At 62.8% G+C, this 25,676-nt stretch carries 22 protein-coding genes and 1 pseudogene; 16 read left to right on the top strand and 7 right to left on the bottom strand.

Going from position 1 to position 25,676, the window contains the following annotated elements; genetic code table 11:
- Nucleotides 1-143: 143 nt before the first annotated feature.
- Together ACP8ML_RS10715 and ACP8ML_RS10710 are read right to left on the bottom strand one after the other, a co-directional pair.
- A complete protein-coding gene (locus ACP8ML_RS10715; protein ID WP_004809284.1) occupies nt 144-818 on the bottom strand; it encodes a response regulator in 675 nt (224 codons plus the stop codon).
- Nucleotides 815-2,050 (bottom strand): sensor histidine kinase, encoded by a 1,236-nt coding sequence (locus ACP8ML_RS10710; protein WP_065673538.1) that lies wholly within the window; start codon nt 2,048-2,050, stop codon nt 815-817. Before ACP8ML_RS10710 ends, ACP8ML_RS10715 begins: the two co-directional genes overlap by 4 nt.
- A 265-nt stretch (nt 2,051-2,315) precedes the next feature.
- Between ACP8ML_RS10710 and ACP8ML_RS10705 the strand changes: the two genes are divergently transcribed.
- The 8 genes from ACP8ML_RS10705 (at nt 2,316) to clpB (ending at nt 12,402) form a co-directional block, all read left to right on the top strand.
- Nucleotides 2,316-3,500: an Nramp family divalent metal transporter gene (locus ACP8ML_RS10705; protein ID WP_486703073.1), complete on the top strand. Its 1,185-nt coding sequence runs from the start codon at nt 2,316-2,318 to the stop codon at nt 3,498-3,500.
- Between the two features lie 58 nt (nt 3,501-3,558).
- Nucleotides 3,559-4,068 (top strand): flavin reductase, encoded by a 510-nt coding sequence (locus ACP8ML_RS10700; RefSeq protein ID WP_065673536.1) that lies wholly within the window; start codon nt 3,559-3,561, stop codon nt 4,066-4,068.
- Nucleotides 4,069-4,096: 28 nt separating this feature from the next.
- On the top strand, nt 4,097-5,041 hold the full coding sequence (locus tag ACP8ML_RS10695) for a fructose bisphosphate aldolase (protein ID WP_171048625.1): 945 nt from the start codon (nt 4,097-4,099) through the stop codon (nt 5,039-5,041).
- Between the two features lie 164 nt (nt 5,042-5,205).
- Nucleotides 5,206-5,955, top strand: a complete 750-nt coding sequence (locus tag ACP8ML_RS10690; protein ID WP_486702929.1) for an HAD-IIB family hydrolase — start codon at nt 5,206-5,208, stop codon at nt 5,953-5,955.
- Between the two features lie 411 nt (nt 5,956-6,366).
- Entirely contained in the window at nt 6,367-7,230 is an 864-nt protein-coding gene (locus ACP8ML_RS10685; protein WP_063284245.1) for a carbohydrate ABC transporter permease, read from the top strand.
- Nucleotides 7,227-8,126 carry a carbohydrate ABC transporter permease gene (locus ACP8ML_RS10680; protein WP_065673532.1) on the top strand — a complete coding sequence of 300 codons (900 nt, stop codon included), beginning with the start codon at nt 7,227-7,229 and terminating at the stop codon, nt 8,124-8,126. Before ACP8ML_RS10685 ends, ACP8ML_RS10680 begins: the two co-directional genes overlap by 4 nt.
- Before the next feature lie 102 nt (nt 8,127-8,228).
- The gene (locus ACP8ML_RS10675; RefSeq protein WP_462581856.1) at nt 8,229-9,593 is read left to right on the top strand and encodes an ABC transporter substrate-binding protein; all 1,365 of its coding nucleotides are present in this window, start codon (nt 8,229-8,231) and stop codon (nt 9,591-9,593) included.
- Between the two features lie 235 nt (nt 9,594-9,828).
- Nucleotides 9,829-12,402, top strand: coding sequence for an ATP-dependent chaperone ClpB (gene clpB, locus ACP8ML_RS10670; protein ID WP_486702928.1), 2,574 nt, complete (start codon nt 9,829-9,831; stop codon nt 12,400-12,402).
- An 84-nt stretch (nt 12,403-12,486) separates the two neighbouring features.
- Here clpB and ACP8ML_RS10665 read toward each other — a convergent pair whose 3' ends face one another.
- Nucleotides 12,487-14,622 (bottom strand): LamG-like jellyroll fold domain-containing protein, encoded by a 2,136-nt coding sequence (locus ACP8ML_RS10665; RefSeq protein ID WP_486702927.1) that lies wholly within the window; start codon nt 14,620-14,622, stop codon nt 12,487-12,489.
- Between the two features lie 249 nt (nt 14,623-14,871).
- On the opposite strand from ACP8ML_RS10665, the gene ACP8ML_RS10660 reads away from it, so the two are divergent.
- Complete coding sequence (locus ACP8ML_RS10660) at nt 14,872-15,699, top strand: spermidine synthase (protein WP_117189456.1); 828 nt, start codon at nt 14,872-14,874, stop codon at nt 15,697-15,699.
- 111 nt (nt 15,700-15,810) lie between these two features.
- A complete protein-coding gene (locus ACP8ML_RS10655) occupies nt 15,811-16,305 on the top strand; it encodes a hypothetical protein (RefSeq protein WP_171048630.1) in 495 nt (164 codons plus the stop codon).
- A gap of 61 nt (nt 16,306-16,366) precedes the next feature.
- Here the strand turns inward: ACP8ML_RS10655 and ACP8ML_RS10650 are convergent, their stop codons facing one another.
- Nucleotides 16,367-17,095, bottom strand: coding sequence for a DedA family protein (locus tag ACP8ML_RS10650; protein WP_015582070.1), 729 nt, complete (start codon nt 17,093-17,095; stop codon nt 16,367-16,369).
- Between the two features lie 112 nt (nt 17,096-17,207).
- Here ACP8ML_RS10650 and ACP8ML_RS10645 point away from each other — a divergent pair, with 112 nt between their 5' ends.
- The 3 genes from ACP8ML_RS10645 (at nt 17,208) to fbaA (ending at nt 19,563) form a co-directional block, all read left to right on the top strand.
- On the top strand, nt 17,208-17,840 hold the full coding sequence (locus ACP8ML_RS10645; RefSeq protein ID WP_306453173.1) for a TrmH family RNA methyltransferase: 633 nt from the start codon (nt 17,208-17,210) through the stop codon (nt 17,838-17,840).
- A 104-nt stretch (nt 17,841-17,944) separates the two neighbouring features.
- Nucleotides 17,945-18,427: a hypothetical protein gene (locus ACP8ML_RS10640; RefSeq protein ID WP_065673563.1), complete on the top strand. Its 483-nt coding sequence runs from the start codon at nt 17,945-17,947 to the stop codon at nt 18,425-18,427.
- A 110-nt stretch (nt 18,428-18,537) separates the two neighbouring features.
- Entirely contained in the window at nt 18,538-19,563 is a 1,026-nt protein-coding gene (fbaA, locus tag ACP8ML_RS10635; protein ID WP_065673526.1) for a class II fructose-bisphosphate aldolase, read from the top strand.
- A gap of 59 nt (nt 19,564-19,622) precedes the next feature.
- Here fbaA and ACP8ML_RS10630 read toward each other — a convergent pair whose 3' ends face one another.
- The 3 genes and pseudogenes from ACP8ML_RS10630 to ACP8ML_RS10620 all read right to left on the bottom strand — a co-directional run bounded on the left by ACP8ML_RS10630 (nt 19,623) and on the right by ACP8ML_RS10620 (nt 22,157).
- Nucleotides 19,623-20,054 (bottom strand): hypothetical protein, encoded by a 432-nt coding sequence (locus tag ACP8ML_RS10630; protein ID WP_117189455.1) that lies wholly within the window; start codon nt 20,052-20,054, stop codon nt 19,623-19,625.
- Nucleotides 20,055-20,244: 190 nt separating this feature from the next.
- Nucleotides 20,245-20,544, bottom strand: a pseudogene (locus ACP8ML_RS10625) (amidase domain-containing protein); the annotation flags it as partial.
- A gap of 794 nt (nt 20,545-21,338) precedes the next feature.
- Entirely contained in the window at nt 21,339-22,157 is an 819-nt protein-coding gene (locus ACP8ML_RS10620; protein ID WP_212750691.1) for a sulfurtransferase, read from the bottom strand.
- 158 nt (nt 22,158-22,315) lie between these two features.
- Between ACP8ML_RS10620 and ACP8ML_RS10615 the strand changes: the two genes are divergently transcribed.
- Genes ACP8ML_RS10615 through ACP8ML_RS10605 form a run of 3 tightly spaced genes read left to right on the top strand, consistent with a single transcriptional unit; the run spans nt 22,316 to nt 25,668 of the window.
- A complete protein-coding gene (locus ACP8ML_RS10615) occupies nt 22,316-23,809 on the top strand; it encodes a methylmalonyl-CoA carboxytransferase subunit 5S (RefSeq protein ID WP_063279340.1) in 1,494 nt (497 codons plus the stop codon).
- A gap of 15 nt (nt 23,810-23,824) precedes the next feature.
- Nucleotides 23,825-25,399, top strand: a complete 1,575-nt coding sequence (locus tag ACP8ML_RS10610; protein WP_117189422.1) for an acyl-CoA carboxylase subunit beta — start codon at nt 23,825-23,827, stop codon at nt 25,397-25,399.
- A 26-nt stretch (nt 25,400-25,425) separates the two neighbouring features.
- Nucleotides 25,426-25,668, top strand: coding sequence for a hypothetical protein (locus ACP8ML_RS10605; protein WP_004809241.1), 243 nt, complete (start codon nt 25,426-25,428; stop codon nt 25,666-25,668).
- Nucleotides 25,669-25,676 lie beyond the last annotated feature (8 nt).

The raw sequence follows: 25,676 nt of genomic DNA, 5'->3' as shown, positions 1-25,676 counted from the left end.
GTCGAGGTGCAACAACGCCTTTGACGCTATGGGCGTTGTCCCTCGTCACACATCAGTCCCGGGAACGGTTCCCGCTCTCCTACTGCAGGAGGACCCAGCTCGTCCGCAGAAGGACCGGGCTGAGGCCCCTCATGTCCGAAAGGTCAGCGGCCGGGCCGAACCAGTCCGGCGTCGTAGGCAGTGATGACCATGGAGACCCGGTCGCGCAGGTTGAGTTTGGACAGGATGTGCCCGACGTGGGTCTTGACGGTTGTCTCGGCCAGGTAGAGCCGCTCGGCGATCTCGGTGTTCGTGAGCCCTTCGCCGACGCAGGTGAGCACTTCGCGCTCCCGGTCGGACAGCGAATCTATGAGCTTGGGGTCGGTCATCGTCGGCGCACCCTCCCCCTGACGAGGGATGAAGCGTTCGATGAGACGACGGGTGGCCGACGGGGCGACGACCGAGTCGCCGTCACGAACCGCTCGGATGGCAGCCAGCAGTTCCGTCGGACCGGCGTCCTTGAGCATGAATCCGGACGCTCCGGCGCGCAGGGCAGCATGGACGTACTCGTCAAGGTCGAAGGTCGTCAAGACGAGGATCCTGGCCTCAGTGTGGGCGGCCATGATCTTCTCGGTGGCGCCCAGGCCGTCGAGGATGGGCATTCGGATGTCCATGAGGACGACGTCGGGGGACAGCTCATCGACGAGGGTGACGGCTTCGGCGCCGGTGTTGGCCTCCCCGACGACGGTCATGTCGGGCTGGGCGTCGAGGACCAGACGGAATCCGGCCCGAACCATCTGCTGGTCATCGGCTAGGAGGAGTCGGATCGGGTCGGTCATGGCATGGTCCTTCGGGGCTCGGACTGACGATTACTGAATGATTGATGGGTGGGGATGACGCCGTGGACTCGGAACCCGTGGTCCGGGCGACTCCCCACCTCAAGGGTGCCACCCCAAGCGGACATACGTTCGCGCATTCCCACCAGGCCGTGCCCTGCCCCGTCGGCCCGCTCGATGCCAGTCACCCCGGCTCCTCGTCCGTCGTCGAGGATCTCCAGGGTGACGTCGTCGGGGTGATGGCTGACGATGACCTGGGCAGTGGCGGCAGGACCGCCGTGCTTGAGGACGTTGGTGAGGGCTTCTTGGGCAACGCGGTAACAGGCCAGCTGGGCGCCCTGGGAGAGGGGTTCGTGGCATTCCGGGTCTCCTTCGACCCTGAGGTCGATGGACAGCGCTCCCTTCATCTCCTCGACCAGACGAGGAATGTCGTCAAGGCCCTGGGTGGGTGCGAGTTCGGGGTCGGAGTCGTCGTCGCGCAGCACCCCGACGAGACGGCGGGTCTCGTCGAGGGCGTGACGGGCGGTCGTGGCGATCGTGTCGAGAGCCTGGGCGCTGGCTGCCAGACGGGTCTCGGCGTCGCCGACCTCCTCGTGGTGGGCGAGGTAGGAGCCACCGTCGGCCTGCACCACGATGACCGACAGGGAGTGGGCGACGATGTCGTGCATGTCCCGGGCGATCTTGGCGCGTTCCTCCTGAGTGGCAAGACGGATGCCCTGGTCGCGTTCGCGTTCCAGGTCGATGGCGCGTTGGCGCAACGCCTCCATGGTCTGGCGACGATCCCGAGCCGCACTTCCGGCGAACCAGGCTGCCAGACAACATGCCATGCACCCGATCGCGATGATGCCGGAGCGCAGCAGCTTCGTATGCGTGTTCAGATCGGACCTGGGGTCGAATCCCCAACTCACCGCGGCGGCGATCGGGGCGACGAAGCACAGTGCGAGCCAGAAGCTGCGCCGTGGTCTCTCGGTCTTCAGCGAGAGTTGGTACAGAATGATGGGTACCAGAACGTTCTGCGGCCACGGGTCGGTCGTCATCGCAAGCTGGACGAGGTGTGAGCCGACCAGTACTGCCGCCGTGATCTCCGGCCTGGTGCGGGCCCACACCCAGGAGGCTGCAACCGCTAGGACCAGCACGAGCATCCATATTTCATGGGCAGTGACATGGTCTTGCTGAGCCCAGGACACCACGGTGACCACAACGACGATGAAGGCGAACACCGAGTCGAGGATCATGGGGTGCGCGCGCAACCATCGATAGCCACGACGCAGACGTCCCGGGGGACGACGTGTGGGGACGGAAGTGCTGCTCACCGTTCTGACCCTACGGCCAGAACGGATGAGTCACATCCTTCCGTCGATGGATTTAAGGAGAATCCGACCGGCCGTGACCGTTCAGCTCTCTCCGAAAACATGGCCGTTGGCTGTGGCTCCGCTGGGAGGTCCGCGGCCGAGGGGACATGATTGCGGTGTGCAGAACCGTTCCCGACTGATACGCCTGATGGGCCCGGCCTTCATCGCGGCCGTGGCGTATGTCGATCCCGGGAACGTCGCCGCGAACCTCTCGGCAGGGGCTTGCTATGGCTACCTGCTGGTGTGGGTGCTCGTCATCGCCAACGTCATGGCGATGCTGGTGCAATATCTGTCGGCCAAGTTGGGACTGGTCACGGGCCATTCCCTTCCTGAGCTCGTCGGGGACGCTCTACCACGTCGAAGTAGTCGGCTGGCCTTCTGGTTCCAGGCCGAGCTGGTCGCGGCTGCGACGGACCTGGCCGAGGTCATCGGTGGGGCAGTGGCCTTGGAGCTGCTTTTCGGCCTACCGTTGCTTGTCGGAGGTCTCGTTACTGGGGCGCTGTCCCTGGCGATCCTGGCAATCCCGTCTCGTCACGGGCAGCGTACTTTCGAGATCGTCATCATCGGGATGCTCGTGGTCGTCGCCATTGGCTTCACGGCAGGACTGGCCTTCTCGCCCCTGTCGTGGAGCGGGATTGCCTCCGGCATGGTTCCGAGGTTCGAAGGCACCGAAACGGTCATGTTGGCCACATCGATGCTGGGCGCCACCGTCATGCCACACGCGGTGTACATGCACTCCTCACTGGTGCGAGATCGTCACGGGGTGAATGATCGGCCGAGCCAGATCTCCAGACTTCTCAAGGCGACGCGATGGGACGTCGCGGTCTCCCTGGTGTTGGCCGGATCGGTGAACATCGCGATGCTGCTGCTGGCAGCGGCGAGCTTGCAGGGAGTCGAGGGGATTGACGGCATCGCCGAGGCCCACGCGGCCATCAGCTCCTCCCTGGGGTCGACGATCGGGGTCATCTTCGCCATCGGACTATTTGCGTCGGGGTTGGCCTCGACGTCGGTAGGTGCTTATGCCGGGGCTGAGATCATGGCAGGGCTGCTCCACATGAGAGTGCCCATGCTCGTCCGTCGACTCGTGACGATCATCCCGGCCCTCATCATCCTGGCGTCGGGAGCGAATCCGACCAGGGCCCTCGTCCTCAGCCAGGTCCTCCTGAGTATGGGGTTGCCGCTGGCCCTCGTGCCACTGGCGCGGTTCACGGGGGACCGACGCTTGGTGGGTCAATGGGCGAATGGTCGCGTCATGTCCGTCATCTCGTGGACGGTCGTCGTTGCGGTGTCAGCTCTCAACGTCGTCCTCGTCGTCGCGACGATCATGATGTAAATGATCCCTGAGTGAGACTGTCTGGCGTCCTTCGTGAGATTGGTGACAAACTCAGGGCGTGACGACGCCGAACCCCACACCGAGTCCAACTCACGAACTGGCCACTGAGCTGGCGACCGCTTTTCGCGGACATCCTGCCGGCGTGGCAATCCTGACGACGATGGGTGCAGCTGGTCCGGAGGGGCTGACGGTGTCCTCCCTGGCATCAGTATCAGTCGTGCCTGCCGTCGTCTCGGTGTCGATGGGTAATGGCTCGACGACCTTGGCGGCTCTGAAGGAGGGGGCCCGCGTCGTCGTCCACATGCTTGATGCGGACCGGACCGATCTGGCAGATGCGTTCGCGGTACCCGGTGCGGACCACTTCGTCGGAACTGAGTGGATACCCAGCACTGAGGGAGCACCGCAACTGAGTACCCCAGGCCCGGTTTTGCACGGTTTCGTCCAGGCGATGGCCGATACCGGATCGGCCACGCTCATCGCCGTCACCGTTGATCGGATCGACATTGGAAACCGTCGCGCTCCCGGTTTGGTGAGGATGGCGCGAGGATGGCACGAAATACCTCGCTAGACTTTTTTGTCCCGCTTTTTCGGGTACGTTGGAAGACGCCATCGAAGTCGAAGGAGATGTCGCTATGACAGCTACTGATGCGTGCGCCCAGCAGACTGAACGTATGGGAACTGCGCCCGGATTCATTGCCGCTCTGGACCAGTCCGGAGGCTCCACACCGAAGGCTCTCAAGGCGTACGGGGTGGAGCCCGAGGTCTACGGCGACGACAAGGACAAGATGTTCGATCTGGTCCACGAGATGCGGACCAGGATCATCACCAGCCCGTCGTTCACCAGCGACCACATTCTTGCCGCGATTCTGTTCGAGATGACGATGGATCGTGAGATCGAGGGAATTCCCACCGGTGATTTTCTGTGGCAGAAGAAGGGCATCGTCCCCTTCCTCAAGATCGACAAGGGCTTGGCCGACGAGGAGTCCCACGTCCGCGTCATGAAGCCGATCCCCGGTCTTGACGAGCTCCTTCATCGCGCTGTCGAGGAGAAGCACATCTTCGGCACCAAGGAGCGCTCGGTCATTCTTGATGACGACAAGGACGGCATCAAGAAGATCGTCGATCAGCAGTTCGAGCTCGGTGAGCAGGTCCGCGCCGCTGGCTTGGTGCCGATCCTCGAGCCTGAGGTCGACATCCATGCCCCGAACAAGCAGAAGGCGGAGGAGAGGCTCCACAACCTCATTCGTGAGCACATCGACGCTCTGCCTCTCGACGCCAGGATCATGCTGAAGCTGACGATTCCGACGACCGATGACCTGTACACCGATCTCATTGCGGATCCGAAGGTTCTCCGTGTTGTGGCTCTGTCCGGTGGCTACTCCCGTGAGGAGGCCAATGAGAAGCTGGCTCGCAACCACGGACTGATCGCGAGTTTCTCGCGTGCTCTCGCCGAGGGGCTGAGCCACGGCCAGTCCCAGCAGGAGTTCGACGAGACCCTCCGCAGCTCCATCGATTCGATTTACGCTGCTTCGGTGTCCTGACCCTTCGTCGTATGACGGGCCTGCGAGGAAACTCGCGGGCCCGTCGTCGTGTCATGGGATGGATGCCCAGCCTTGGCACGCAGAGTGGCTCCGGTTGGACGCAAACGGCCTCGGAACAGGGTGAACGGTGGTGTGGAGGGCTGTCTGCCTTGTAGAATGCTGCTGTGAGCCCCAAACTCGTCGCGTTCGATCTGGACGACACCCTGGCCCCCTCGAAGACCCGTCTCCCTGAGCCCATGGCGCGCATCCTCTCGCGGCTGCTGGATCACACCAGCGTCTGTGTCATCTCCGGCGGTCAGTTCGGCCAGTTCCGTACTCAGGTCGTCGAGGCCCTTGACGACGTCAATGCCCCTCACCTGGATCGTCTCCACCTGCTGCCCGCCTGCGGCACCCAGTACTTCCGCTGCGTTGACGGAGAATGGCAGCGTATCTACGTCGAGGCGCTGACCGAGGACGAGAAGTCCCGCGCCATCGATGCCGTCGAGACCTGCGCCCGTAACCTGGGGTTGTGGGAGGAGCGCACCTGGGGGCCGAGGTTGGAGGATCGAGAGTCCCAGATCACCTTCTCCGCCCTGGGCCAGCAGGCCCCCGTCGATGCCAAGAAGGCGTGGGATCCCAGCGGTGAGAAGAAGCTCAAGCTCCGCGAGGTCGTGGCGGCGAAGCTTCCGGACCTCGAGGTGCGCGCCGGCGGATCCACCTCCGTCGACATCACCCGCGTCGGCCGCGACAAGTCCTTCGGGATGGGCAAGTTGCTCGCTGTGACGGGCCTGTCCAAGGAGGACGTGCTCTTCTACGGGGATCGCCTCGACGAGCACGGTAACGACTACCCCGTCAAGGTCATGGGCATCCCGTGCGTCGCCGTCACGGATTGGCAGGACACGGCTGACAAACTCGAAAAATTATTGTCTGACTGACAAATTTCATACCTTCACGAAACTGCCTTTCGGCTGCCATGAAATGGTGTCATGACGCCACCTGAAGACCCCGTGTATCACGAAAAAAGGTTCATTTTCGTGATCCTCCCGACGATTTGACATAAGAGTTCATCTTGGGGTCCGGTCCATGTCATCTGATCATCGAGATGATGACATCTCGGCTTCCTAGTGTCCTTCCCTGGTGCTGCCTGTGAGAGAGCGGCAATGAGACCTCGAGGAGGGCGGGTGAACATCGGAGTCGACGAAGCCGTGCCGGTGGGCGCGACGTCGTCTGGAATGGCGACGTCACCGGCGTCGGATCCAGTGCCGCAAGCCAGGTCGACGGCCACCTCACAAATCACGTCCACAGCCACGCCACATCGAGTGCCCAGACGTCGCCCGAGCCGGAGAATGCGACGGGAGGCATTGCTCTTCCTGGCTTTCGTGGCCCCGAACGCGATCCTCATTGCACTGTTCGTCTACCGACCGTTCTTCCTGAACATCTACTACTCGGCTCTCGACTGGACCCTCGGTTCGGCCAATGCCACTTGGGTCGGGCTGCAGAACTACGTCGAGTTCTTCACTCGCGACGCGGGCACTGTCCTGACGACGACCCTCATCTTCACCGTCGCCACCGTCGGATTCTCCATGCTCATCGGCCTCGGGCTGGCCGTCGTCCTCAACCGTCAACTGGTGGGACGTAACGTCGCCCGAGCCGTCGTCTTCGCACCGTACGTCCTTTCCGGTGTGGGGATCGGCATGGTGTGGATGTTCATCTTCGACCCCGTCACCGGCGTCCTCTCCGCGATTCTGCGGGGAATGCACCTTCCGGTGCCGCAGTGGTTCAACAACCCGCATCTGGCCCTGGTCATGGTCATCATCGTCTACGTCTGGAAGAACCTCGGCTACTGCGCGGTCATCTACCTGGCAGCCCTGCAGGGCATTCCGCGCGACCTGCTCGAGGCGGCAGCCCTCGACGGCGCCTCCCGTCGCCGCACCTTCCGCTCGGTGGTCTGGCCGTTGCTGTCCCCGACGACCTTCTTCCTCACCCTGACGACGATGTTGTCCTCCCTGCAGGCCTTCGACATCATCAAGATCATGACCCCGCTGGGTCAGGGCACCTCGACCCTCATGTACTCCTCGTACATCCAGGCTTTCGGGACGTACAACCGCGCCGGTTACTCGGCCGCTCAGTCGACGGTTCTCGTCGTCATCCTGCTCATCCTCACCGTCATCCAGATGCGCTTCCTCGAAAGGCGGGTGCACTACTCGTGAGCTTGAATGCAGCCGTTCGTCGCGCCGACATCCGCCGTTCCCACAAGGTCGACGAGTCGGTCGTGGGGGCCGAGTCCGGTGTCTCCAAGGCCTTCACGGGCTACCTGCCGATGATCCTGGCCGCCCTCATCGTCGTCCTGCCGCTGCTGTGGATGGTGCTGGGATCCTTCAAGACCCCGTCCGAGATCGTTGGCCAGGACGTCGTCTGGTGGCCTCATCACTGGAGTTTCGACGCCTACCGTCAGGCCTCCCGGACCATCGACTTCCCGCAGCTTTTCCTCAACACCGTGATCGTCACTGCCATTGGCGCGACGGTCAAGCTCGTCCTGGCCTGCACCAGCGCCTATGCCTTCGCCTTCCTGCACTTCCCGGGACGCAAGATCATCTTCATCCTGGTTCTCGTTGCCCTCATGGTTCCCGCCCAGGTCTCCCTGGTCCCGAACTACGTCCTCATCTCCCAGCTCGGGGGAGTGAACACCTATTGGGGCATCATTCTCCCCGGCCTGGGTACGGCCTTCGGGACGTTCCTGTTACGTCAGCACTTCCTGTCCTTGCCGGGCGAGGTGATGGAAGCTGCCGAGGTCGATGGTGCAGGCCACATGACCCGGCTGTTCAGGATGGTCATCCCGATGTCAGCTCCCGCGATCGCGACGGTCGCCCTGGTGACGATCGTCGACGAGTGGAACAACTACATCTGGCCGTTGGTCATCACCTCGGACACCTCTCGGATGGTGCTCCCGGTGGGGCTCACCGCCTTGCAGGCCGTCGACTCCGACGCCGGCGTCTATCCGATCCTCATGGCTGGTGCCGTGTTCGTCATCCTCCCGGTCCTCCTCATCTTCGTCCTACTCCAGCGATACCTCGTCGCCGGACTCACCCAGGGCGCGGTCAAGTGACCTGCGTCCGCTGACCCAGTGACGCTGCCGGTCTTCCTTCCGGCGCGAGTTCCCATCCGTCCCCGCTTCACGTTCGACTCGATCCACAAGGAGAGCATCACCATGTCCGACCTCAACCCCATCAGCCGTCGTCGGCTGTTGACCATGGCGGCCCTCGGGGCCGGAACCCTGGGCCTGGCCGCGTGCTCGGGCCCCTCCGCCGTCAGCTCCTCCAGCAAGGGAGCCTCCAAGGCTGCCGAGAAGGTTGACTACGCCAACGTCAAGCCCGCCACCGACATCACCTTCTGGACCAACAATCCAGGCGGGTCCGGTGACGTCACCAAGAAGATCTGCGACGACTTCAAGGCGAAGGAAGGAATCTCCGTCAAGATCGTCCCGGCCGGCTCCTCCTACGAGGAGGTTGCGCAGAAGTTCCAGACCGCGCTGACCGGCAAGGACACCCCTGATGTCATCATCGGTTCCGACGTCTGGTGGTTTCGCTACTACATGCAGGACGCCATCGCTCCGCTGGACGACCTGCTCAAGGCTGCCAAGGTTGACGTCTCGGCCTACCGCAAGGGCCTCATCGACGACTACCGCTACAAGGACAGCCTGTACGCCCTGCCCTTCTCCCGCTCGACCCCGCTGTTTTACTACAACAAGAACCACTTCAAGGCCGCCGGTCTGCCCGACCGCGCCCCGAAGACCTGGGACGAGTGGAGGACCTGGGCCAAGAAGCTGCAGGACGCCAAGACCGGAGCTCAGCACGCCTACCAGTTCCCGTCGGTCACCGACTACGCGGGCTGGACCCTGCAGAACATCCTGTGGGGATACCGCGGCGGCTGGTCCAAGAAGGACTCCTTCGACATCATCTGTGACTCCGACGAGTCCATCAAGGCCCTGACGGTCGTTCGTGACGCGGTCCTCAAGGAGAAGTGGGCCGGAGTCTCCTCCAACGAGTCCACCGACGACATGGCTGCCGGCGCCTGCTCGGCCACCATCGGTTCCACCGGCTCGCTCGTCGGCGTCCAGAAGGCCGTCGGCAACAAGTTCAAGGTCGGCGTCGGGTTCCTGCCCGGTGGACCTGCCGTCGAGAAGCCGGTCTGCCCGACCGGTGGTGCCGGTGTGGCCATCTGCTCTCGCTCCAGCAAGGAGAAGCAGCTGGCCGCCGCCAAGTTCATCGGCTTCCTCACCAATGCCGAGAACACCGTCGATTTCTCCGCTGCCACCGGTTACATGCCGGTCTGCAACGATTCCGACACCTCCAAGCTGCTCAAGGAGAACCCGCTCATCGGTGAGGCCATCAAGCAGCTCGACGCCACCCGTCCGCAGGATTACGCTCGCGTCTTCCTGCCCGGTGGCGATCAGGAGATCGCCAAGGCCATCGCCTCGGTCATCCAGCAGGGTGCCGAGCTGAAGCCGGCCATGACCAAGCTGCGTTCCACCCTCGAGAACATCTACAACACTCAGGTGAAACCCCACCTGTGATCGCGTCTCGACGGCTTCTGAGGCCGCCGCTGTCGCAGCGATGACAATTGGCGACGCCGTGCTGTGAGGTGCGGCGTCGCCGTATTTTGTCGGTGACAAGGGGATTTGGTGGTCGTGACGAGGTGCGTTCCTCTGCTGTCGGCATAGTTGAGTCGATGGAGCTCAACCCTACTTGACTGCGCCGAATGAAGGTCCATACTTGAGTCATAGCAACTCAACTTCAGCGAGGCAGGTAATGGACACCAATCTCACCACGATGAGCCGTGACGCGGTCACCGCCGCCACTCGGCACGCGTTGGCCCACGGGAATCCGTCCGTGGAGCCCTCGCATCTTCTTCATGCTCTTTTCACCATCCCGGACAACACCGTCGGCCCCCTGGTGGCTGGCCTGGGCATCGATCCGCAACGGGTTGACGCCGTCGCAACTACCGCCATGCGTGCCCTGCCGTCGAGCTCGGGAGCATCCGTCGCCCAGCCGCAGCTCTCGGGTGCCCTTGCTCGGGTGATTGCCGACGCACAGAACCGTGCTGAGGCCATGGGTGACTCCTTCGTCGCCACCGAACACCTCCTCATCTCCCTGACGGCGGTTCCCTCCGACGTCCAGAGCGGTCTCGCGGGTCTCGGCCTCAAGCCCGATTCCCTGGCGTCCGCTTTCAACGAGGGACGTGGTGACCGTCGCGTCACCTCCGAGGAGTCCGAGGGCGGAGAGTCCGCCCTGGCCAAGTACTCCGTCGATCTCACCGAGCGCGCTCGCTCCGGCAAGCTCGACCCAGTCATCGGTCGCGACCAGGAGATCCGTCGCGTCGTCCAGGTCCTGGCGCGACGTACCAAGAACAACCCGGTCCTCATCGGCGAGCCCGGTGTCGGCAAGACCGCCGTCGTCGAGGGGCTGGCCCAGCGAGTGGTGGCCGGGGACGTCCCCGACTCCCTGAAGGGTCGCCGGGTCGTCTCCCTGGACCTGTCCTCGATGGTCGCGGGCGCCAAGTACCGCGGCGAGTTCGAGGAACGTCTCAAGGCCGTCCTCAACGAGATCAAGGAGGCCGAGGGGCACGTCATCACCTTCATCGACGAGCTGCACACCGTCGTCGGTGCCGGAGCTTCTGGCGAAGGCGCGATGGACGCCGGCAATATGCTCAAGCCGATGCTGGCTCGCGGTGAGCTGCGGATGATCGGCGCGACCACCCTTGACGAGTACCGCGAGCACATCGAGAAGGACCCCGCCCTGGAGCGTCGTTTCCAGCAGGTCTTCGTCGGTGAGCCCTCGGTGGAGGACACCATCGCCATCCTGCGTGGTCTGCGGGAGCGCTACGAGGCCCATCACAAGGTACGGATCACCGACGGTGCCCTCGTCGCGGCCGCTAGCCTGTCCAACCGGTACATCACCGCGCGTCAGCTCCCTGACAAGGCCATTGACCTGATTGACGAGGCTGCCTCCCGTCTTCGCATGGAGATCGACTCCTCCCCGGAGGAGATCGACACCCTGCGTCGTGAGGTCGACCGCATGAAGATGGAGATCTTCGCCGTCGAGAAGGAGGAGGACCCGGCCAGCAAGCAGCGTCTGCAGAGGCTGCGCGCCGAGATGGCCGACAAGGAGGAGACCCTGCGTGGGCTCGAGACCCGCTGGGAGGCCGAGAAGGCCAGCCTCAACGAGGTCGGCGAGCTCAAGACCCGCATCGATCAGTTGCGCACCTCCGCCGAGAAGTACCAGCGTGAGGGTGACTTCGGCAAGGCTTCCGAGATCCTCTACGGCCAGATCCCGGCCCTGGAGAAGGAGGCTGAGGCGGCTGACAAGGCCGAGGAGAACGGCTCCCGGATGGTCTCCGAGGAGGTCGGCACCTCCGACATCGCCGAGGTCGTGTCCTCGTGGACCGGCATCCCCGTCGGTCGAATGATGCAGGGCGAGCAGGAGAAGTTGCTCCACATGGAGGAGCGCCTGCACGAACGCCTCATCGGCCAGGAGCGCGCCGTCAAGACGGTGTCGGACGCGGTGCGTCGTTCCCGGGCGGGCATCTCCGACCCGAACCGGCCCACCGGATCCTTCCTCTTCCTCGGACCGACCGGCGTCGGCAAGACCGAGCTGGCCAAGTCCCTGGCCCAGTTCCTCTTCGACGACGAGACCGCCATGGTCCGCATCGACATGAGCGAGTACATGGAGAAACACTCCGTCTCGCGCCTGGTCGGTGCCCCTCCGGGCTACGTCGGATACGAGGAGGGAGGTCAGCTCACCGAGGCCGTGCGGCGTCGTCCATACTCGGTCATCCTCCTCGACGAGGTGGAGAAGGCTCATCCGGACGTCTTCAACATTCTGCTGCAGGTGCTCGATGACGGCCGTCTCACCGACGGTCAGGGTCGTACGGTCGACTTCCGAAACACCATCCTGGTGCTGACGAGCAACCTCGGTAGCCAGTTCCTGTCGGATCCGAACCTCGATGACAAGGCCAAGCACGAGGCCGTCATGAATGCGGTGCGTGCGGCATTCCGTCCCGAGTTCCTGAACCGACTCGACGACGTCGTGATGTTCGACCCGCTCTCCCGTGAGGATCTTGCTCGGATCGTCGAGACGAACCTGGCCAAGTTGAACTCGAGGCTCGCTGATCGCAGGATCACCGTCGAGACCACTGATGCCGCCAAGGAATGGCTCGCGACCACGGGATTCGATCCGGTGTACGGCGCCCGGCCGCTGCGTCGTCTGATACAGACCACCATCGAAGACCAGTTGGCTCGCAAGGTGCTCTCCGGTCAGGTGCAGGACGGGGACATGGTCACCTTCGACGTCGCCGCGGACTCCGACGGCCTGACGAGCCGATGACGGGTCAGCCGAGTTTTCGAACCTGTGGGTGTTGGGGCCGTGAGTTCGCGGCCCCAACACCCACAGGTCAGCGATGTGCCGGTCTCAGCGACCGGTGCGCGGCAACCTCGACGGTGCCGTCACTGAGGGCCCAGACGATGGGGCCGCGGGCGACTGGGTCGTCGAGGGTGTCGTTGCCGACGGGGTCGTCGAGGATGCCGTTCCCGACGGGGTGGTGGTAGAGGTCGAGGTCGGCGTCGTGGAGGAAGCCGGCGTGGGAGAAGACTTGGTGGCGCGCGCCGTGAGCCACTGCTCAGGCGTGGTCGGATGGTCGATGAAGCGCATCTCACCGATGAGCCCGAAGAAGCCCTTGTCCATGGCGCCGCCGTAAGTGCTGCCTCCGATGATCCACGGCAGGTCGTCGAAGCCGTTGATGCCGTGGGCCTGCCCCTTGGTGCCGTACTGGTTGCGCAACATGGGTACGCTATTGACGTACATGACGACCGAACCCTCGGCAGGGTCGTCGACGACCGCGATGTGGTACCACTTGCCCAGGTCGACGTCGCCGGACCAGTCAGAGTAGCCCATGCCGACGGGGGCGATGTCGGTGAACGCCCATTGGATCTCCTTGAGGCTTGAGATCGCCCCTGCCATCGGCGGCTCGTCCAGATCACTGTCGTCGGCACCGGGGACGTTGAAGTTCGGCAGGTCGTTGCGCGTGCCGCCTCGGCTCAGGAAGGCGCTCCAGTAGTTGGGGTCGCTGTAGTCCTTGTCGATATTGATGAAGGTTTCGAAGGTGTAGCCCTTCGTGAACCGTTCCTTGTTGATGGGGGCGTCCTTGCTCGTGGCGAAGTACGAGAAGTTGCCCTTGGACGCCGGTACGAGCTTGATGGCCTGCATTCCGGACGAGTAGTTCATGTGATCGTCGACGAGGGCGGCCGAGTCCGGGGCGAGGCCGGCCACCATGAGCTTCATGTCGTTGCCGTTCTCGGTGATGTCCTTCTCGATGAGTTTTCCGTCGACCGACGTCGGCCGCCAGTGCGCCACGGTGCCGGGAACCTTGGGGTAGTCCTGATCGTTAACCGGTGGCACGAGTGGCAGCTCGGCGATCGGGGTAAAAGTCTTCAGAAGATGGTCGCGCAGCGCCTTGGTGGCCGAGGGAACCTCGCCGGTCGGGTGGAAGTCAGCGCCGAAGGAGGCGAACCGGGATGCGAAGTCGAAGTGCGTCGACCACGTGTCGCCGGGGCCCTCCAACAGGGCGCGGTCCAAGGAGTTGGCCTTGGCTCCCTTGAGCGGCACCCACGGTGAGAAGGCCGTCTGCGACAACTGGTTGTGGGTGAAGTCGAACTCCATGAGTGCCATGAGTCCGTTGCCACCCTGGTAGGCCATCTGGTAGTCGAGGAGTTGCTGGAACACCGGCTGACCGGCGTCATTGGTGAGGATGCGGTTCGTCGCTCCGTGGTGGTGACCGTTGATGGTGAGGAACACCTGGTTGTGGGTCTTGACGAGGCGGTCCCAGATGCGCTGGCCGAAGGCGGTCGACAGGGCGGTCCCCTCCGGCGAGATGTCGATGATCTGGTGGGTCGTGATGATTGTCGGCACCGTCGGGTGGGCGTTGAGCACCGACTCGGCCCAGTCGAGGTCGGCAGTGTCGGAACCCCACGGGACGTTGACCGCCATCATCGGTACTCCGGCGACGGAGAATGCGTGCCAGTTGGACAGTCCGCTGGGGCCCATGGCCTTGAAACTGGGTGACGACTTCTGCCGAGATTTCGGGAACCACGTGCGGTAGTACTTGAAGTCGTTAGCGACGTCGTGGTTGCCGGGGATGATCGAGTACGACACCTTGGCGTCGTCCATGATCTTCATGGCGCGGGAGGCGACGACGAACTGGTCTTCGTGGCCATTGCCGGACTGATCGACGACGTCACCCAAGTGGTGAGTCATCTCGATCCGGTAGGTCTTCGTGTTGTCGGCAATCCACTTCGTCTGGCAGTCATACGGGTTGGGTAGTCCGGGGTACTGCTTGGTGAAGAGGTCGGCGGTGGCTACGCCGTATCGTGAATAGAACTGGGTGTCGGGCAGCAAGGCGATGCAGCCACGGATACCGGGCCCATCCTCGACCACCCCGGTGGTGGTGTAAGGGGCAGCGTTGGCTGGCCAGCCCTTGTGAACGGCTACCCCGGCCAGGGTGATGGCGGCCCCGCCCAGGATGAGGTGGCGACGACTGATCGACGACATGTGTATGGCTCCTCGACACTCATGGCTGGACACTCTCCGTCACAGCCGCGCATTTCATCAGAGCAGACGGGCGCGACAGCGGTCCCACGGGTTTGTGAACGCGGGTGGACGAGAGGACGAACAGTCGGTGCGCGCCCGACGGGGGTCGTCCCGGGCGGGCTCGCAACGCTGGACCAGGTCGCAACCGGATCCGCAGGGAAAAGGGTGGCGACGAATAGCGTCGACAGCCTCGATAGGGTCGAGTCCGTGATTGCCCCTGACCTCCACCAGCGGCACGAGCGTCTCGTGCCCGATCCAGACACCCCAGGAGCATGGATTGTCCGCGTCGGCGGGGCTGATCAGTCCTGGATCGACCCGGATGACCCCACTCATCTCGAGTTCGACTACATGGGACGTATCGCTGATCACCTTGACGTCCACCGCCCGGCGGGGGAGAGGATGCGCGTCATTCACGTCGGCGGGGCAGGAATGTGTCTGGCACGGTACGTGGCGTTCACCCGTCCGACGAGCCCGCAGATCGTCTGTGAGCCGGATACCGAGCTCACCGAGGAAGTGCGGCTCAAGGCCCCGCTTCCGCCTCGTTCCGGGATCAAGGTGCGGCCCGTCGACGGACGCTCTGGGATCGCCGCCATGCGCGAGGACTTCGCTGACGTCGTCATCCTGGATGCCTTCGACGGTGCGAGAGTGCCCGCTGACCTGGTCACCGTCGAGTTCTTCACCGACGTCCTGCGCATCCTGCACACTGACGGCATCGTCGTGGCGAACCTGGCCGACTCGGCCCCTCTGGCCTGGACCAAGAGGGTCGTCAGGGCCGCTGGCGACGTGTTCTCCAATGTCTGTCTGGCCGCAGAGTCGTCGACCCTCAAGGGGCGTCGCTACGGCAACATCATCCTGGCGGGCTCGAACGGACCGCTGCACGAGCAGGAACTGGTGCGACGTTGCAGCGGGGCCGCCTTCCCCTTCCGGCTCATCAGCGGGGAAGCCCTGACGAAGCTTCTCGCAGACGCCGCACCGTTTCGTGACGACGACGTCGAGCCCTCTCCAGGGCCACCCCGAGGGGCGACCTTCTTCTCCTGAGCGGCTCAGAGAACTCTCCTGCGCGTCCGCCCCAGGTGACATGATGGTGGTATGGCCAATCCCAGCTCTGACAGCAAGCCCAAGTACAGCCATGTGCCCTCGTTGCCAGACATGCCGTCAGCCATCGTCGTGGCACGGGTTATCGTCATCGGCTTCTCGGTGTTGTGGGCCCTCGTCGTCTGTGGCATGTGGGCAGCCGGGCGCAGCCAGAGTCAGACGACACTTGGTCCGGTCCTGACGTCGTTCGCCCTGGGCATGGATTCGGGGGGTTGGGTGCAGTACCTGCTCATCCCCCTGGCGGGTTGTGTTCTGACTGTGACTATGGGTCGTGGCCATGCCATCGACCGTTATCTGTTCACCGTGCTGTCCTTGGTGTGGATGTGGAGACTTTCGCGAGGCAACGAGTTCATGAGAGGTTTTGACGTCATCGGAGTCATGACGGTGGCTGCCGTGCTGGCGACGGTCTGGAGTGGTCCCGTCAACGCATGGATCAAGGCCGTCGCGGAACGTGACAAGGTCATTGCCAACCCGCCGGAGGAAGGGTGGCTCGAACCAGGGCAGGGCCAGCCATGGCAGACCGCGGTGGGTGGCAGACGAGTTCGATGAGCGCGAGAGGGGCTGGTCAGCATGATGCTGGCCAGCCCCGCGTCACATTGTGAGCCGAGCGTCACTCGACGCGGGAACGTTCCGCCGACTGAGGTCGGCTGGCCTGGCCCTTGCGGCGGGCCTTGAGCCACTCGAAGAGCATCGGCAGCACCGATACCACGATGATGAGGAGCAGAGCCGCCTCGAAGTTGTTGCGGATGACGGGGATCTGTCCCAGGAAGTAACCGGCCTGCACGGCGATGAGCACCCAGAGGACGCCGCCGATGGCGGTGTAGGTGATGAATTTGCGGAAGTTCATCCGGCCCACGCCAGCGATCATCGTGACGAAAGTACGGACGATCGGCACGAATCGGGCGAGGATGAGGGCCACCGACCCGTGCTTGCGGAAGAAGTCGTGGGTGGTGTCGACGTGCTTGGGCGAGAACACCTTGCCCATGAACCCCTCTCGCTCCCGGAAGAGCTTGGGGCCGACCACGTAGCCGATCCAGTAACCGCAGATGTTTCCGGAAATGGCGCAGATGATGAGGACGAGGTTGACGACGACGAGGGTCGTTGCCGGGGGCCCGTAATGGACCAGTGGGACGGAGGAGTTGACGCCCACGGCAGCAAACATTCCGAGGGCGAAAAGCAGAGAGTCTCCGGGCATGAAGAACACGGCCAGGCCGCATTCCACGAAGACGATCAGCGCGACGATCCACAGGGCTGCAGCACCGGCGCCCTGGATGATGGCCTGTGGGTCCATCCAGGCGGGGGTGAGCAGGGCAGGGAGGGTCATGAGGAGACTCGGCATGGGCCAAGACTATCTTTGGTTCGTGTGTGTCCCGACCGATGGCGGCCTCGCAGAGGCCCCCTCACTGCAGATTCCCAGCCAGAAGACGACCACAGTCGTAGGTGTCGGGCCGATGCCCGAACCATGGCCTGACGACCCAAGACTCGATCCTGAACTGTTGGCATCGGGGGATCGACGCAATGTTATCGATCGTTATCGATACTGGACGATGGAGGCCATCGTCGCTGACCTCGACACCCGACGGTCCCGGTTGCATGTGGCCATCCAGAACTGGGAGCACGACTTCAACATCGGTTCCGTGGTGCGCACCGCAAATGCCTTCAACGTCGCGGCTGTGCACATTCTGGGACGACGACGCTGGAACCGACGCGGTGCGATGGTGACCGATCGGTACTTGCACGTCTATCACCACCCGGACGTCCCCACCTTCCTGGAGTGGCTTGACGAGCACGGTGTCACCCCTGTCGGAGTGGACAACCTGCCTGGATCGGTGCCGCTGGAAACGGCAAGACTCCCGCAGGACTGTTGCTTGCTCTTCGGCTCCGAAGGCTCTGGACTGACCGACGAGGTCGTCGCAGGCTCCGACCAGTTGGTGGCCATCACCCAGTACGGGTCAACTCGTTCGATGAATGCCGGAGCCGCTGCCGCGATCGCCATGTACGCCTGGACGACCCAGTGGTGCGAGGCCCCAAACCTACCCACCGACCGAACAGGGAAACCGCGACCCCCTAGGCTCGTGCCATGAGCACACAGCCCGCCGAGGACCCAGGACGACTGGTGGTGGCGTTCAATCCAGTGCCGAGTGCCTCCCGGGTTGCCCACCATCACGCGACGAGATTCCGTCTTGCCGTGCAAGCCCTCGTCGTCGTCATCATCGGTGGCCTGCTGTGGGCGTTGACGGCTGACGCCTTTGAACTGTCCACCGTGATGTGGATGTTCGGTGCCTGGGTGGTGCTGTTCCTGGTGCTCTTCGTCATTCAGAATTTGCGCCTGCATGCTGCGCGCAAGGATCTCCTCGACGTCGGGGAAGGGCCAGCCCTCATCGTCGACTCCGACGGTTTGAGCGTGCGACGGATACTGCGGACCGGGGAGGAGGACTTCGCCGCACCGACCATGGACGAGATCGGCTGGAAGGACATGGCGTCCATCAAGGTGGGTGGGTCGTCCATCAGGTCGGGCCCCGGGCTCGTCGTCCATGCTGACGATGGCCGTCAGTGGGAAGTCCCGCTGTCCTGGCTGGATTGTCCGCCAGCAGACATCGACGCCGCAGTCTCAATAGCGTCGGGCGGCCGGGTGTGCGTCGAGCAAGCAGGGGTTGACACCGCCGACTGATGTGCGTTGCGCAGCACCTTTGAGCGTGCTGGAGTCCCGGACTGACATCACCCGGGTAAATGCGGAAGAATGAACTCTCGTCATCGCGAGTTCATACAGGAAGGCGCAATATGCCCATCGCAACACCCGAGGTCTACGGCGAGATGATCGATCGCGCGAAGGAGAAGGGCTTTGCCTACCCGGCCATCAACGTGACCTCCTCCCAGACGCTCAACGCTGCCCTCCAGGGCTTCACCGAGGCTGGCTCCGACGGCATCATCCAGATCTCCACCGGTGGTGCTGAGTACCTGTCGGGTCAGAAGGTCAAGGACATGGTGACCGGCGCGGTTGCTCTCGCCGAGTACGCCCACGTCGTCGCCAAGAACTACCCGATCAACGTGGCCCTGCACACTGACCACTGCCAGAAGGAGAAGCTGGACAAGTACGTCAACCCGCTCATCGCCATCTCGCAGGAGCGCGTCGACAAGGGTCAGGACCCGCTGTTCAACTCCCACATGTGGGACGGCTCGGCCATCGAGGTCGAGGAGAACCTGCAGATCGCCGAGGAGCTGCTCTCTCGCACCTCGAAGGCCAAGCTGATCCTCGAGATCGAGGTCGGCGCTGTTGGTGGCGAGGAGGACGGCGTCACCGGTGAGATCAACGAGAAGTTGTACACCACCGTCGCCGACGGCATGCGTACCCTCGAGGTCCTCGGCCTGGGGGAGAAGGGCCGCTACATCACCGCCCTCACCTTCGGCAACGTCCACGGCGCCTATAAGCCCGGCTTCGTCAAGCTGCGTCCGGAGATCCTCAAGGAGATCCAGGACGAGTGCGGCAAGAAGTACGGCAAGGACAAGCCGTTCGACCTCGTCTTCCACGGTGGTTCTGGCTCCACCGCTCAGGAGATCGCTGACGCGGTGTCCTACGGCGTCATCAAGATGAACGTGGACACCGACACCCAGTACGCGTTCTCCCGCCCGGTTGTCGATCACATGTTCTCCAACTACAGCGGCATGCTGAAGATCGACGGTGAGGTCGGCAACAAGAAGATGTACGACCCGCGCTCGTGGGGCAAGAAGGCTGAGGCTGGCATGGCTGCCCGAGTCATCGAGGCCTGTGAGCGTCTCGGCTCGAAGGGCACCTCGGTCAACGCCTGAGTATGCCTGTGCAGAATCCCGGCCAGTTCTATGGTGAGGATTGGCCGGGATTCTTGCGGTCATCGGTGCGATGGCAGTGGTGGAGGTGGAGTGTCGTTGGCCCGCACTGTTGCGTTCCAGTCGACGAGCCACTTTCCATCAACGGAGGTCATGATGACGGTCATGATTGGTTCTGCTGTCGAACGTGAATAGATGTCCGCTGATCGTGTTGGAAGAGGCCCCTCGGAAATAAGGATTCCTTCGTTTGGCCCGGCGTTGTCATCGTGGTAGGCCTTGAAAATGGCTTGGCCCCACTCTTCGGCTTTCCTGGAATGACCATCCCAGTCGGTATTGGGTGCGACGAGGTCCTGAACGCGGTCGTTGTCAATAGTGTCAGGGGTTGATATGGCCTCGGCGAAGTAGGCCGCTATGGCGACGTCACTTGGCTGAAGTTCGTCATCATGATGCTGCACCAGAAGCGTGCCTCCAATCCCGGCAGCAGCGGCCACGATGGCACATATCAGATACATTAGAACAGCTTTGATGTTCATTGATCTCTCCGGGCGGTAGCTGAATTCATGTCAAGTGAAGTGTCCATGTTGTCCGTCCCAGGTGCTTCTTTTTCCCAGCTGAATTAACTCTCCTTTGAAGCGCAAAGAATGGTATGTTGTGGGTGTTGGTGCTGTGATAGGTCAGGAGCGGCTATTTTCCGCTTCTTCCTGCGACGATCATGCTATGATACCACGCACTATTGTATCCACATTGAACGACGTTTCCGTGCCACATGTCGGCGAGCCTAGTGCGTTTATTCGCTAGCGCAAATGATCGGAATTTTCCGACGGTAACCCATGATGCTGAGGTGTACCGAGGCCATTTGAGGTAGAACCATGATCTGTCTCTATTCTTCCATACTAGGTTCCCGGTGTATCCCCAACCAGATGCCTCCATGCATTGAGAGACGAAGTTCGTGCAGTCTCCTCCCCGTCCCGAGCCATCAAAGCGGCGATAGGCGCCGTTGTAGTGCGACCAGTATTTGTTGGCGTATGCGGCTGCTTTGAAACGGCCTGATTTGCCGGCTGATCTCTCGCTTAGCTCCGGATTGGTTCACGCCTCCATCTCGTAAAGTTCGGCAGTTGACGGTGCTGGATCGGGGAGTTCGCCGCGGTGAATGTCTTTTTTGGTGCAAGGATCGCTTGGCGAAGAGGCTCTGGCAATGTGCCGATGTCATCGGCTGAGGGGATGATGATGTTTTGGATATGAGATCCCTGGAGCGCCAGGATGACGGGAATAGTCTCGGCCCAGGTGTGATTGTCGTCGATGGCGTACCGGAGAGTGAGTGTGACTATTTGGAAACGACCTTGGTGGGTAGAAGTATCCTGGCTTCCTGTAAGAACGACTTCGTTGAGTCCTAGGAATTGTCCCAGAACATCCGGTGCCCCAGTGTCAATCGATGTTTGGATGGATGCATAGTCGTTAAGTGACTGTCTTGCCTCAGTTTTCGAGTGGCACATCTCTGGCGAGACGATCGATAGCTCCTACGCACCCTCGAATGGCTGAAGTATCAATTGAGGTGGCGGCCGTTAGGGCGAGGAAGGTTCTTCTGTGGATGGTCACTGTTTCTCCCCTGGGGTCGAAGTGTATCCCCATGATGGATATTGGTAGTATGCAAGGAGAGATTAACCTGCGCTGAGTTCCGGGTATTGCGCGATGCTATTGATATGAGGATTTGGGGGTGCGATCACACTTTCCAGCCTGATGAGATGTCGGGTGGTGCCCGAAGCGACCGTGGCGGTGACTCACTCCTCGGTGACGACCGGGGTGTCTCCGGGCCGCGCCCACTCGCTCCACGAGCCGTCGTAGATGCCGACGTCCTTGCGTCCGGCCAGGGTTGCGGCCAGCGCGATGACGCAAGCTGTCACACCGGAGCCGCACGTCGCGACGATGGGACGATCGCCCGCGGCATCGTTGACCAGCTGTTGCAACTCCTCGACGGGGCGAACCCGGCCGTCGTCGATGACCTGGGTGTAAGGCAAGTTCGTTGCCGTCGGCATGTGACCGGCACGCAGCCCGACGCGGGGCTCCGCGACCTTGCCCGCAAACCGCTCGGCGGAGCGGGCATCGACGATGCGAGGAGCGTTCGGGTCATCCGCGGCGGCAATGATGCGCAGTACCTCTTCCTGGTCGACGATGGCGCCAGGAATCGCAGTCAGGGTGACATTGCCAGGCTCCACCGTCGGGGTGATGTCAGTCGTCAGGTGTCCGCCAGCGGCCACCCAGCCGGCATTTCCACCCTCCAGGATCGACACATTGTCGAAGCCACAGGCGTGCATCATCCACCACGGCCGGGCGGATGCGAAAAGGAAGTCGTCCTCGGTGACGATGACGTGGGAGTCATTATTGACGCCCAGCTCGCGCAGTCGTGCCTGGAACTGGGGCACCGATGGCATCGTGTGGGGAAGTCCGGTCGACTGGTCGCTCATGGGGCCGTCGAGATCGAAGGGAAGGGCTCCAGGGACATGCGGCACGCCAGGGCGGCAAGGGGACACATCGACGATGACGATGCGGGCGGCGTCAGAGCTCTCGAGTAGTTCCATGAGGGCCTGCGGATGGACCATGGGAGTGGGGCACAAGGTCTCAGCCGTAGTTGCATCATGTCACCGACGATTCCACCCAGAGATATCCTCAACGGGCAATTGATCAGTTGAACACGGTTCAAGTGTGAAAAAGGGGCCCACCTGTCCCAAACGCTCTCGGCAAGTGGAATCATGGAGCCATGAGTCCGCGAAAGATTGGCGTTACCGAGCTCGTGCTCCGCGACGCGCATCAGAGCCTGCTTGCCACCCGCATGGCCATGGAGGACATGGTCGATGCCTGTGCCGACATCGATGCGGCAGGCTTCTGGTCCGTTGAGTGCTGGGGTGGAGCTACCTTCGATTCCTGCATCCGATTCCTCAACGAAGACCCGTGGGAGCGTCTGCGCACCTTCCGCAAGCTGCTGCCGAACTCCCGGCTGCAGATGCTGCTGCGTGGCCAGAACCTCCTGGGCTACCGTCACTACAACGATGAGGTCGTCGACAAGTTCGTCGAGAAGTCGGCCGAGAATGGCATGGACGTGTTCCGTGTCTTCGACGCACTGAACGACCCGCGTAACCTCGAGCACGCCATGTCGGCCGTCAAGAAGACCGGCAAGCATGCTCAGGGCACCATCTGCTACACCACCTCCCCGATTCACACCCCGGAGAGCTTCATCAAGCAGGCCGATCGCCTGATCGACATGGGTGCCGATTCGATCGCCTTCAAGGACATGGCGGCCCTCCTCAAGCCGCAGCCCGCCTTTGACATCATCAAGGGCATCAAGGAGAACCACCCCGACGTGCAGATCAACCTGCACTGCCATTCCACCACGGGTGTCACCCTGGTCACCCTGCAGAAGGCCATCGAGGCTGGCGTCGACGTCGTCGACACCGCCATCTCCTCGATGTCGCTCGGTCCGGGCCACAACCCGACCGAGTCCCTCGTCGAGATGCTCGAGGGCACCGAGTACACCACTGACCTCGACATGGATCGCCTCCTCAAGATCCGTGACCACTTCAAGAAGGTTCGTCCGAAGTACAAGAAGTTCGAGTCGAAGACGCTGGTCAACACCAACATCTTCCAGTCCCAGATCCCGGGCGGAATGCTCTCCAACATGGAGTCCCAGCTCGAGGCGCAGGGCGCTGGCGACCGCATGGACGAGGTCATGAAGGAGGTGCCGCGCGTCCGCAAGGATGCCGGTTACCCGCCGCTGGTCACCCCGTCCTCCCAGATCGTCGGAACCCAGGCCGTGTTCAACGTTCTCATGGGCAATGGCGAGTACAAGAACCTCACCGCCGAGTTCGCCGACCTGATGCTCGGCTACTACGGCAAGCCGATTGGTGAGCTCAACCCCGACATCGTCGAGATGGCCAAGAAGCAGACCGGCAAGGAGCCGATCGACTGCCGTCCCGCCGACCTGCTCGAGCCCGAGTGGGATGAGCTGGTTGAGCAGGCCAAGGGCCTCGAGGGCTTCGACGGCACCGACGAGGACGTTCTCACTAACGCCCTGTTCCCGGGAGTCGCCCCGAAGTTCCTCAAGGAGCGTCCGGAGGGCCCGAAGAGCGTCGCGATGACCGAGGCACAGCTGAAGGCCGAGAAGGAAGGCACCGGCGCTGCCGGCATCGCCGGACCGGTCAACTACAACGTGACGGTCGGTGGCAACAGCCACCAGGTGACCGTCGAGCCTGCGTGAGGATGATCGCCAACCATGGCTGAGAAGAAACCAATCAAGCTGGCCGACACCATGGCCGGCCGAATCGAGCAGCTTGCCGACGAGCGCCACAATGTGGAGCTCGGAGGCGGCGAGGCTCGACTCGAGAAGCAGCGTGATAAGGGCAAGCAAACTGCCCGCGAGCGCATCGACAACCTCGTCGACGCCTACTCCTTCGACGAGGTGGGTGCGTTCCGCAAGCACCGCACCACCCTCTTCGGCATGGACAAGGCCGAGGTTCCCGCCGACGGTGTCGTCACCGGTCGCGCGACCATTCACGGTCGCCCGGTGCACGTCGCCTCCCAGGACTTCACCGTCATGGGTGGTTCCGCTGGTGAGACCCAGTCGACCAAGGTCGTCGAGACGATGGAGCAGTCCCTGCTGACCGGCACCCCGTTCCTGTTCTTCTACGACTCGGGCGGCGCCCGAATCCAGGAGGGCATTGACTCGCTGTCCGGCTACGGCAAGATGTTCTACGCGAACGTCAAGCTGTCGGGCGTCGTGCCGCAGATCGCCATCATCGCCGGCCCCTGCGCCGGCGGCGCCTCCTACTCCCCGGCTCTGACCGACTTCATCATCATGACGAAGAAGGCCCACATGTTCATCACGGGCCCCGGAGTCATCAAGTCGGTCACCGGCGAGGAGGTCACCGCTGACGACCTGGGTGGTGCCGACGCGCACATGTCCACCTCGGGCAACATCCACTTCGTGGCCGAGGACGACGACGCCGCGGTGCTCATCGCGCAGAAGCTGCTGAGCTTCCTGCCGCAGAACAATACCGAGGACGCCCAGATCTCCAATCCCAACAGCGACGTCTCCCCGCAGCCCGAGCTGCGCGAGATCGTTCCGTTGGATGGCAAGAAGGGCTACGACGTCCGCGACGTCATCGCCAAGATCGTCGACTGGGGCGATTATCTCGAGGTGAAGGCTGGCTGGGCGACCAACATCGTCACCGCCTTTGCTCGTGTCAACGGTCGTACCGTCGGCATCGTGGCCAACCAGCCGAAGGTCATGTCGGGCTGCCTCGACATCAATGCCTCCGACAAGGCTGCCGAGTTCATCACCTTCTGCGACTCCTTCAACATTCCGTTGGTGCAGTTGGTTGACGTTCCTGGTTTCCTGCCTGGTGTCCAGCAGGAGTACGGCGGCATCATTCGCCATGGCGCGAAGATGCTGTACGCCTACTCCGAGGCCACCGTCCCGAAGATCACCGTGGTGCTGCGCAAGGCATACGGCGGTTCCTACCTGGCCATGTGCAACCGTGACCTGGGTGCCGACGCCGTCTACGCCTGGCCGAGTGCGGAGATCGCGGTGATGGGTGCCGATGGCGCCGCCAACGTCATCTTCCGTCGCCAGATCAAGGAATCTGAGGATCCCGCAGCCACTCGCGCTGCCAAGATCGAGGAGTACCGCAACGCCTTCAACACGCCTTATGTGGCTGCTGCTCGTGGGCAGGTTGATGACGTGATCGATCCCGCCGACACTCGTCGCAAGATCACCGCCGCACTGGAGACCTACGCCACCAAGCGCCAGTCCCGTCCGGCCAAGAAGCACGGCGTCATGCCGTGCTGAGTGAAGAAGGCTGATGGGAGGACAAGATGAGTGAGAACAATGAACTCGTCATCGAGACGCTGAACAAGCGACTCGCAGCGCTGGAGGCCGAGGTTTCCCGGCTCAAGAAGACGAGCAAGGACGTTCCTGAGGACGTGCTCGCCGTCATCTGCGCCGCCGTTTCGGCTTACCTGGGCAACGACGGAAAGGTTCAGGCCGTCCGTTTCGCCCCGAGTGAGACCTGGGTCCGTCAGGGACGCAGGGCTCAGCAGAACCATTCGATTCGTTGACCTGGAGA

The sequence above is a fragment of the Cutibacterium sp. LaCa_255 genome (assembly GCF_057458005.1).
This window is presented reverse-complemented; position numbering and strand designations above follow the sequence as displayed.

Coding starts and splice junctions, on each gene's coding strand:
- ACP8ML_RS10620 (WP_212750691.1), bottom strand. CDS start 22,157: ATGGTCCATCCGCAGGCCCTCATGGAACTACTCGAGAGCTCTGACGCC.
- ACP8ML_RS10610 (WP_117189422.1), top strand. CDS start 23,825: ATGGCTGAGAAGAAACCAATCAAGCTGGCCGACACCATGGCCGGCCGA.
- ACP8ML_RS10645 (WP_306453173.1), top strand. CDS start 17,208: ATGCCCGAACCATGGCCTGACGACCCAAGACTCGATCCTGAACTGTTG.
- ACP8ML_RS10665 (WP_486702927.1), bottom strand. CDS start 14,622: ATGTCGTCGATCAGTCGTCGCCACCTCATCCTGGGCGGGGCCGCCATC.
- ACP8ML_RS10685 (WP_063284245.1), top strand. CDS start 6,367: ATGCGACGGGAGGCATTGCTCTTCCTGGCTTTCGTGGCCCCGAACGCG.
- ACP8ML_RS10710 (WP_065673538.1), bottom strand. CDS start 2,050: ATGATCCTCGACTCGGTGTTCGCCTTCATCGTCGTTGTGGTCACCGTG.
- ACP8ML_RS10605 (WP_004809241.1), top strand. CDS start 25,426: ATGAGTGAGAACAATGAACTCGTCATCGAGACGCTGAACAAGCGACTC.
- ACP8ML_RS10615 (WP_063279340.1), top strand. CDS start 22,316: ATGAGTCCGCGAAAGATTGGCGTTACCGAGCTCGTGCTCCGCGACGCG.
- ACP8ML_RS10675 (WP_462581856.1), top strand. CDS start 8,229: ATGTCCGACCTCAACCCCATCAGCCGTCGTCGGCTGTTGACCATGGCG.
- ACP8ML_RS10655 (WP_171048630.1), top strand. CDS start 15,811: ATGCCGTCAGCCATCGTCGTGGCACGGGTTATCGTCATCGGCTTCTCG.
- ACP8ML_RS10715 (WP_004809284.1), bottom strand. CDS start 818: ATGACCGACCCGATCCGACTCCTCCTAGCCGATGACCAGCAGATGGTT.
- clpB (WP_486702928.1), top strand. CDS start 9,829: ATGGACACCAATCTCACCACGATGAGCCGTGACGCGGTCACCGCCGCC.
- ACP8ML_RS10650 (WP_015582070.1), bottom strand. CDS start 17,095: ATGCCGAGTCTCCTCATGACCCTCCCTGCCCTGCTCACCCCCGCCTGG.
- fbaA (WP_065673526.1), top strand. CDS start 18,538: ATGCCCATCGCAACACCCGAGGTCTACGGCGAGATGATCGATCGCGCG.
- ACP8ML_RS10705 (WP_486703073.1), top strand. CDS start 2,316: ATGGGCCCGGCCTTCATCGCGGCCGTGGCGTATGTCGATCCCGGGAAC.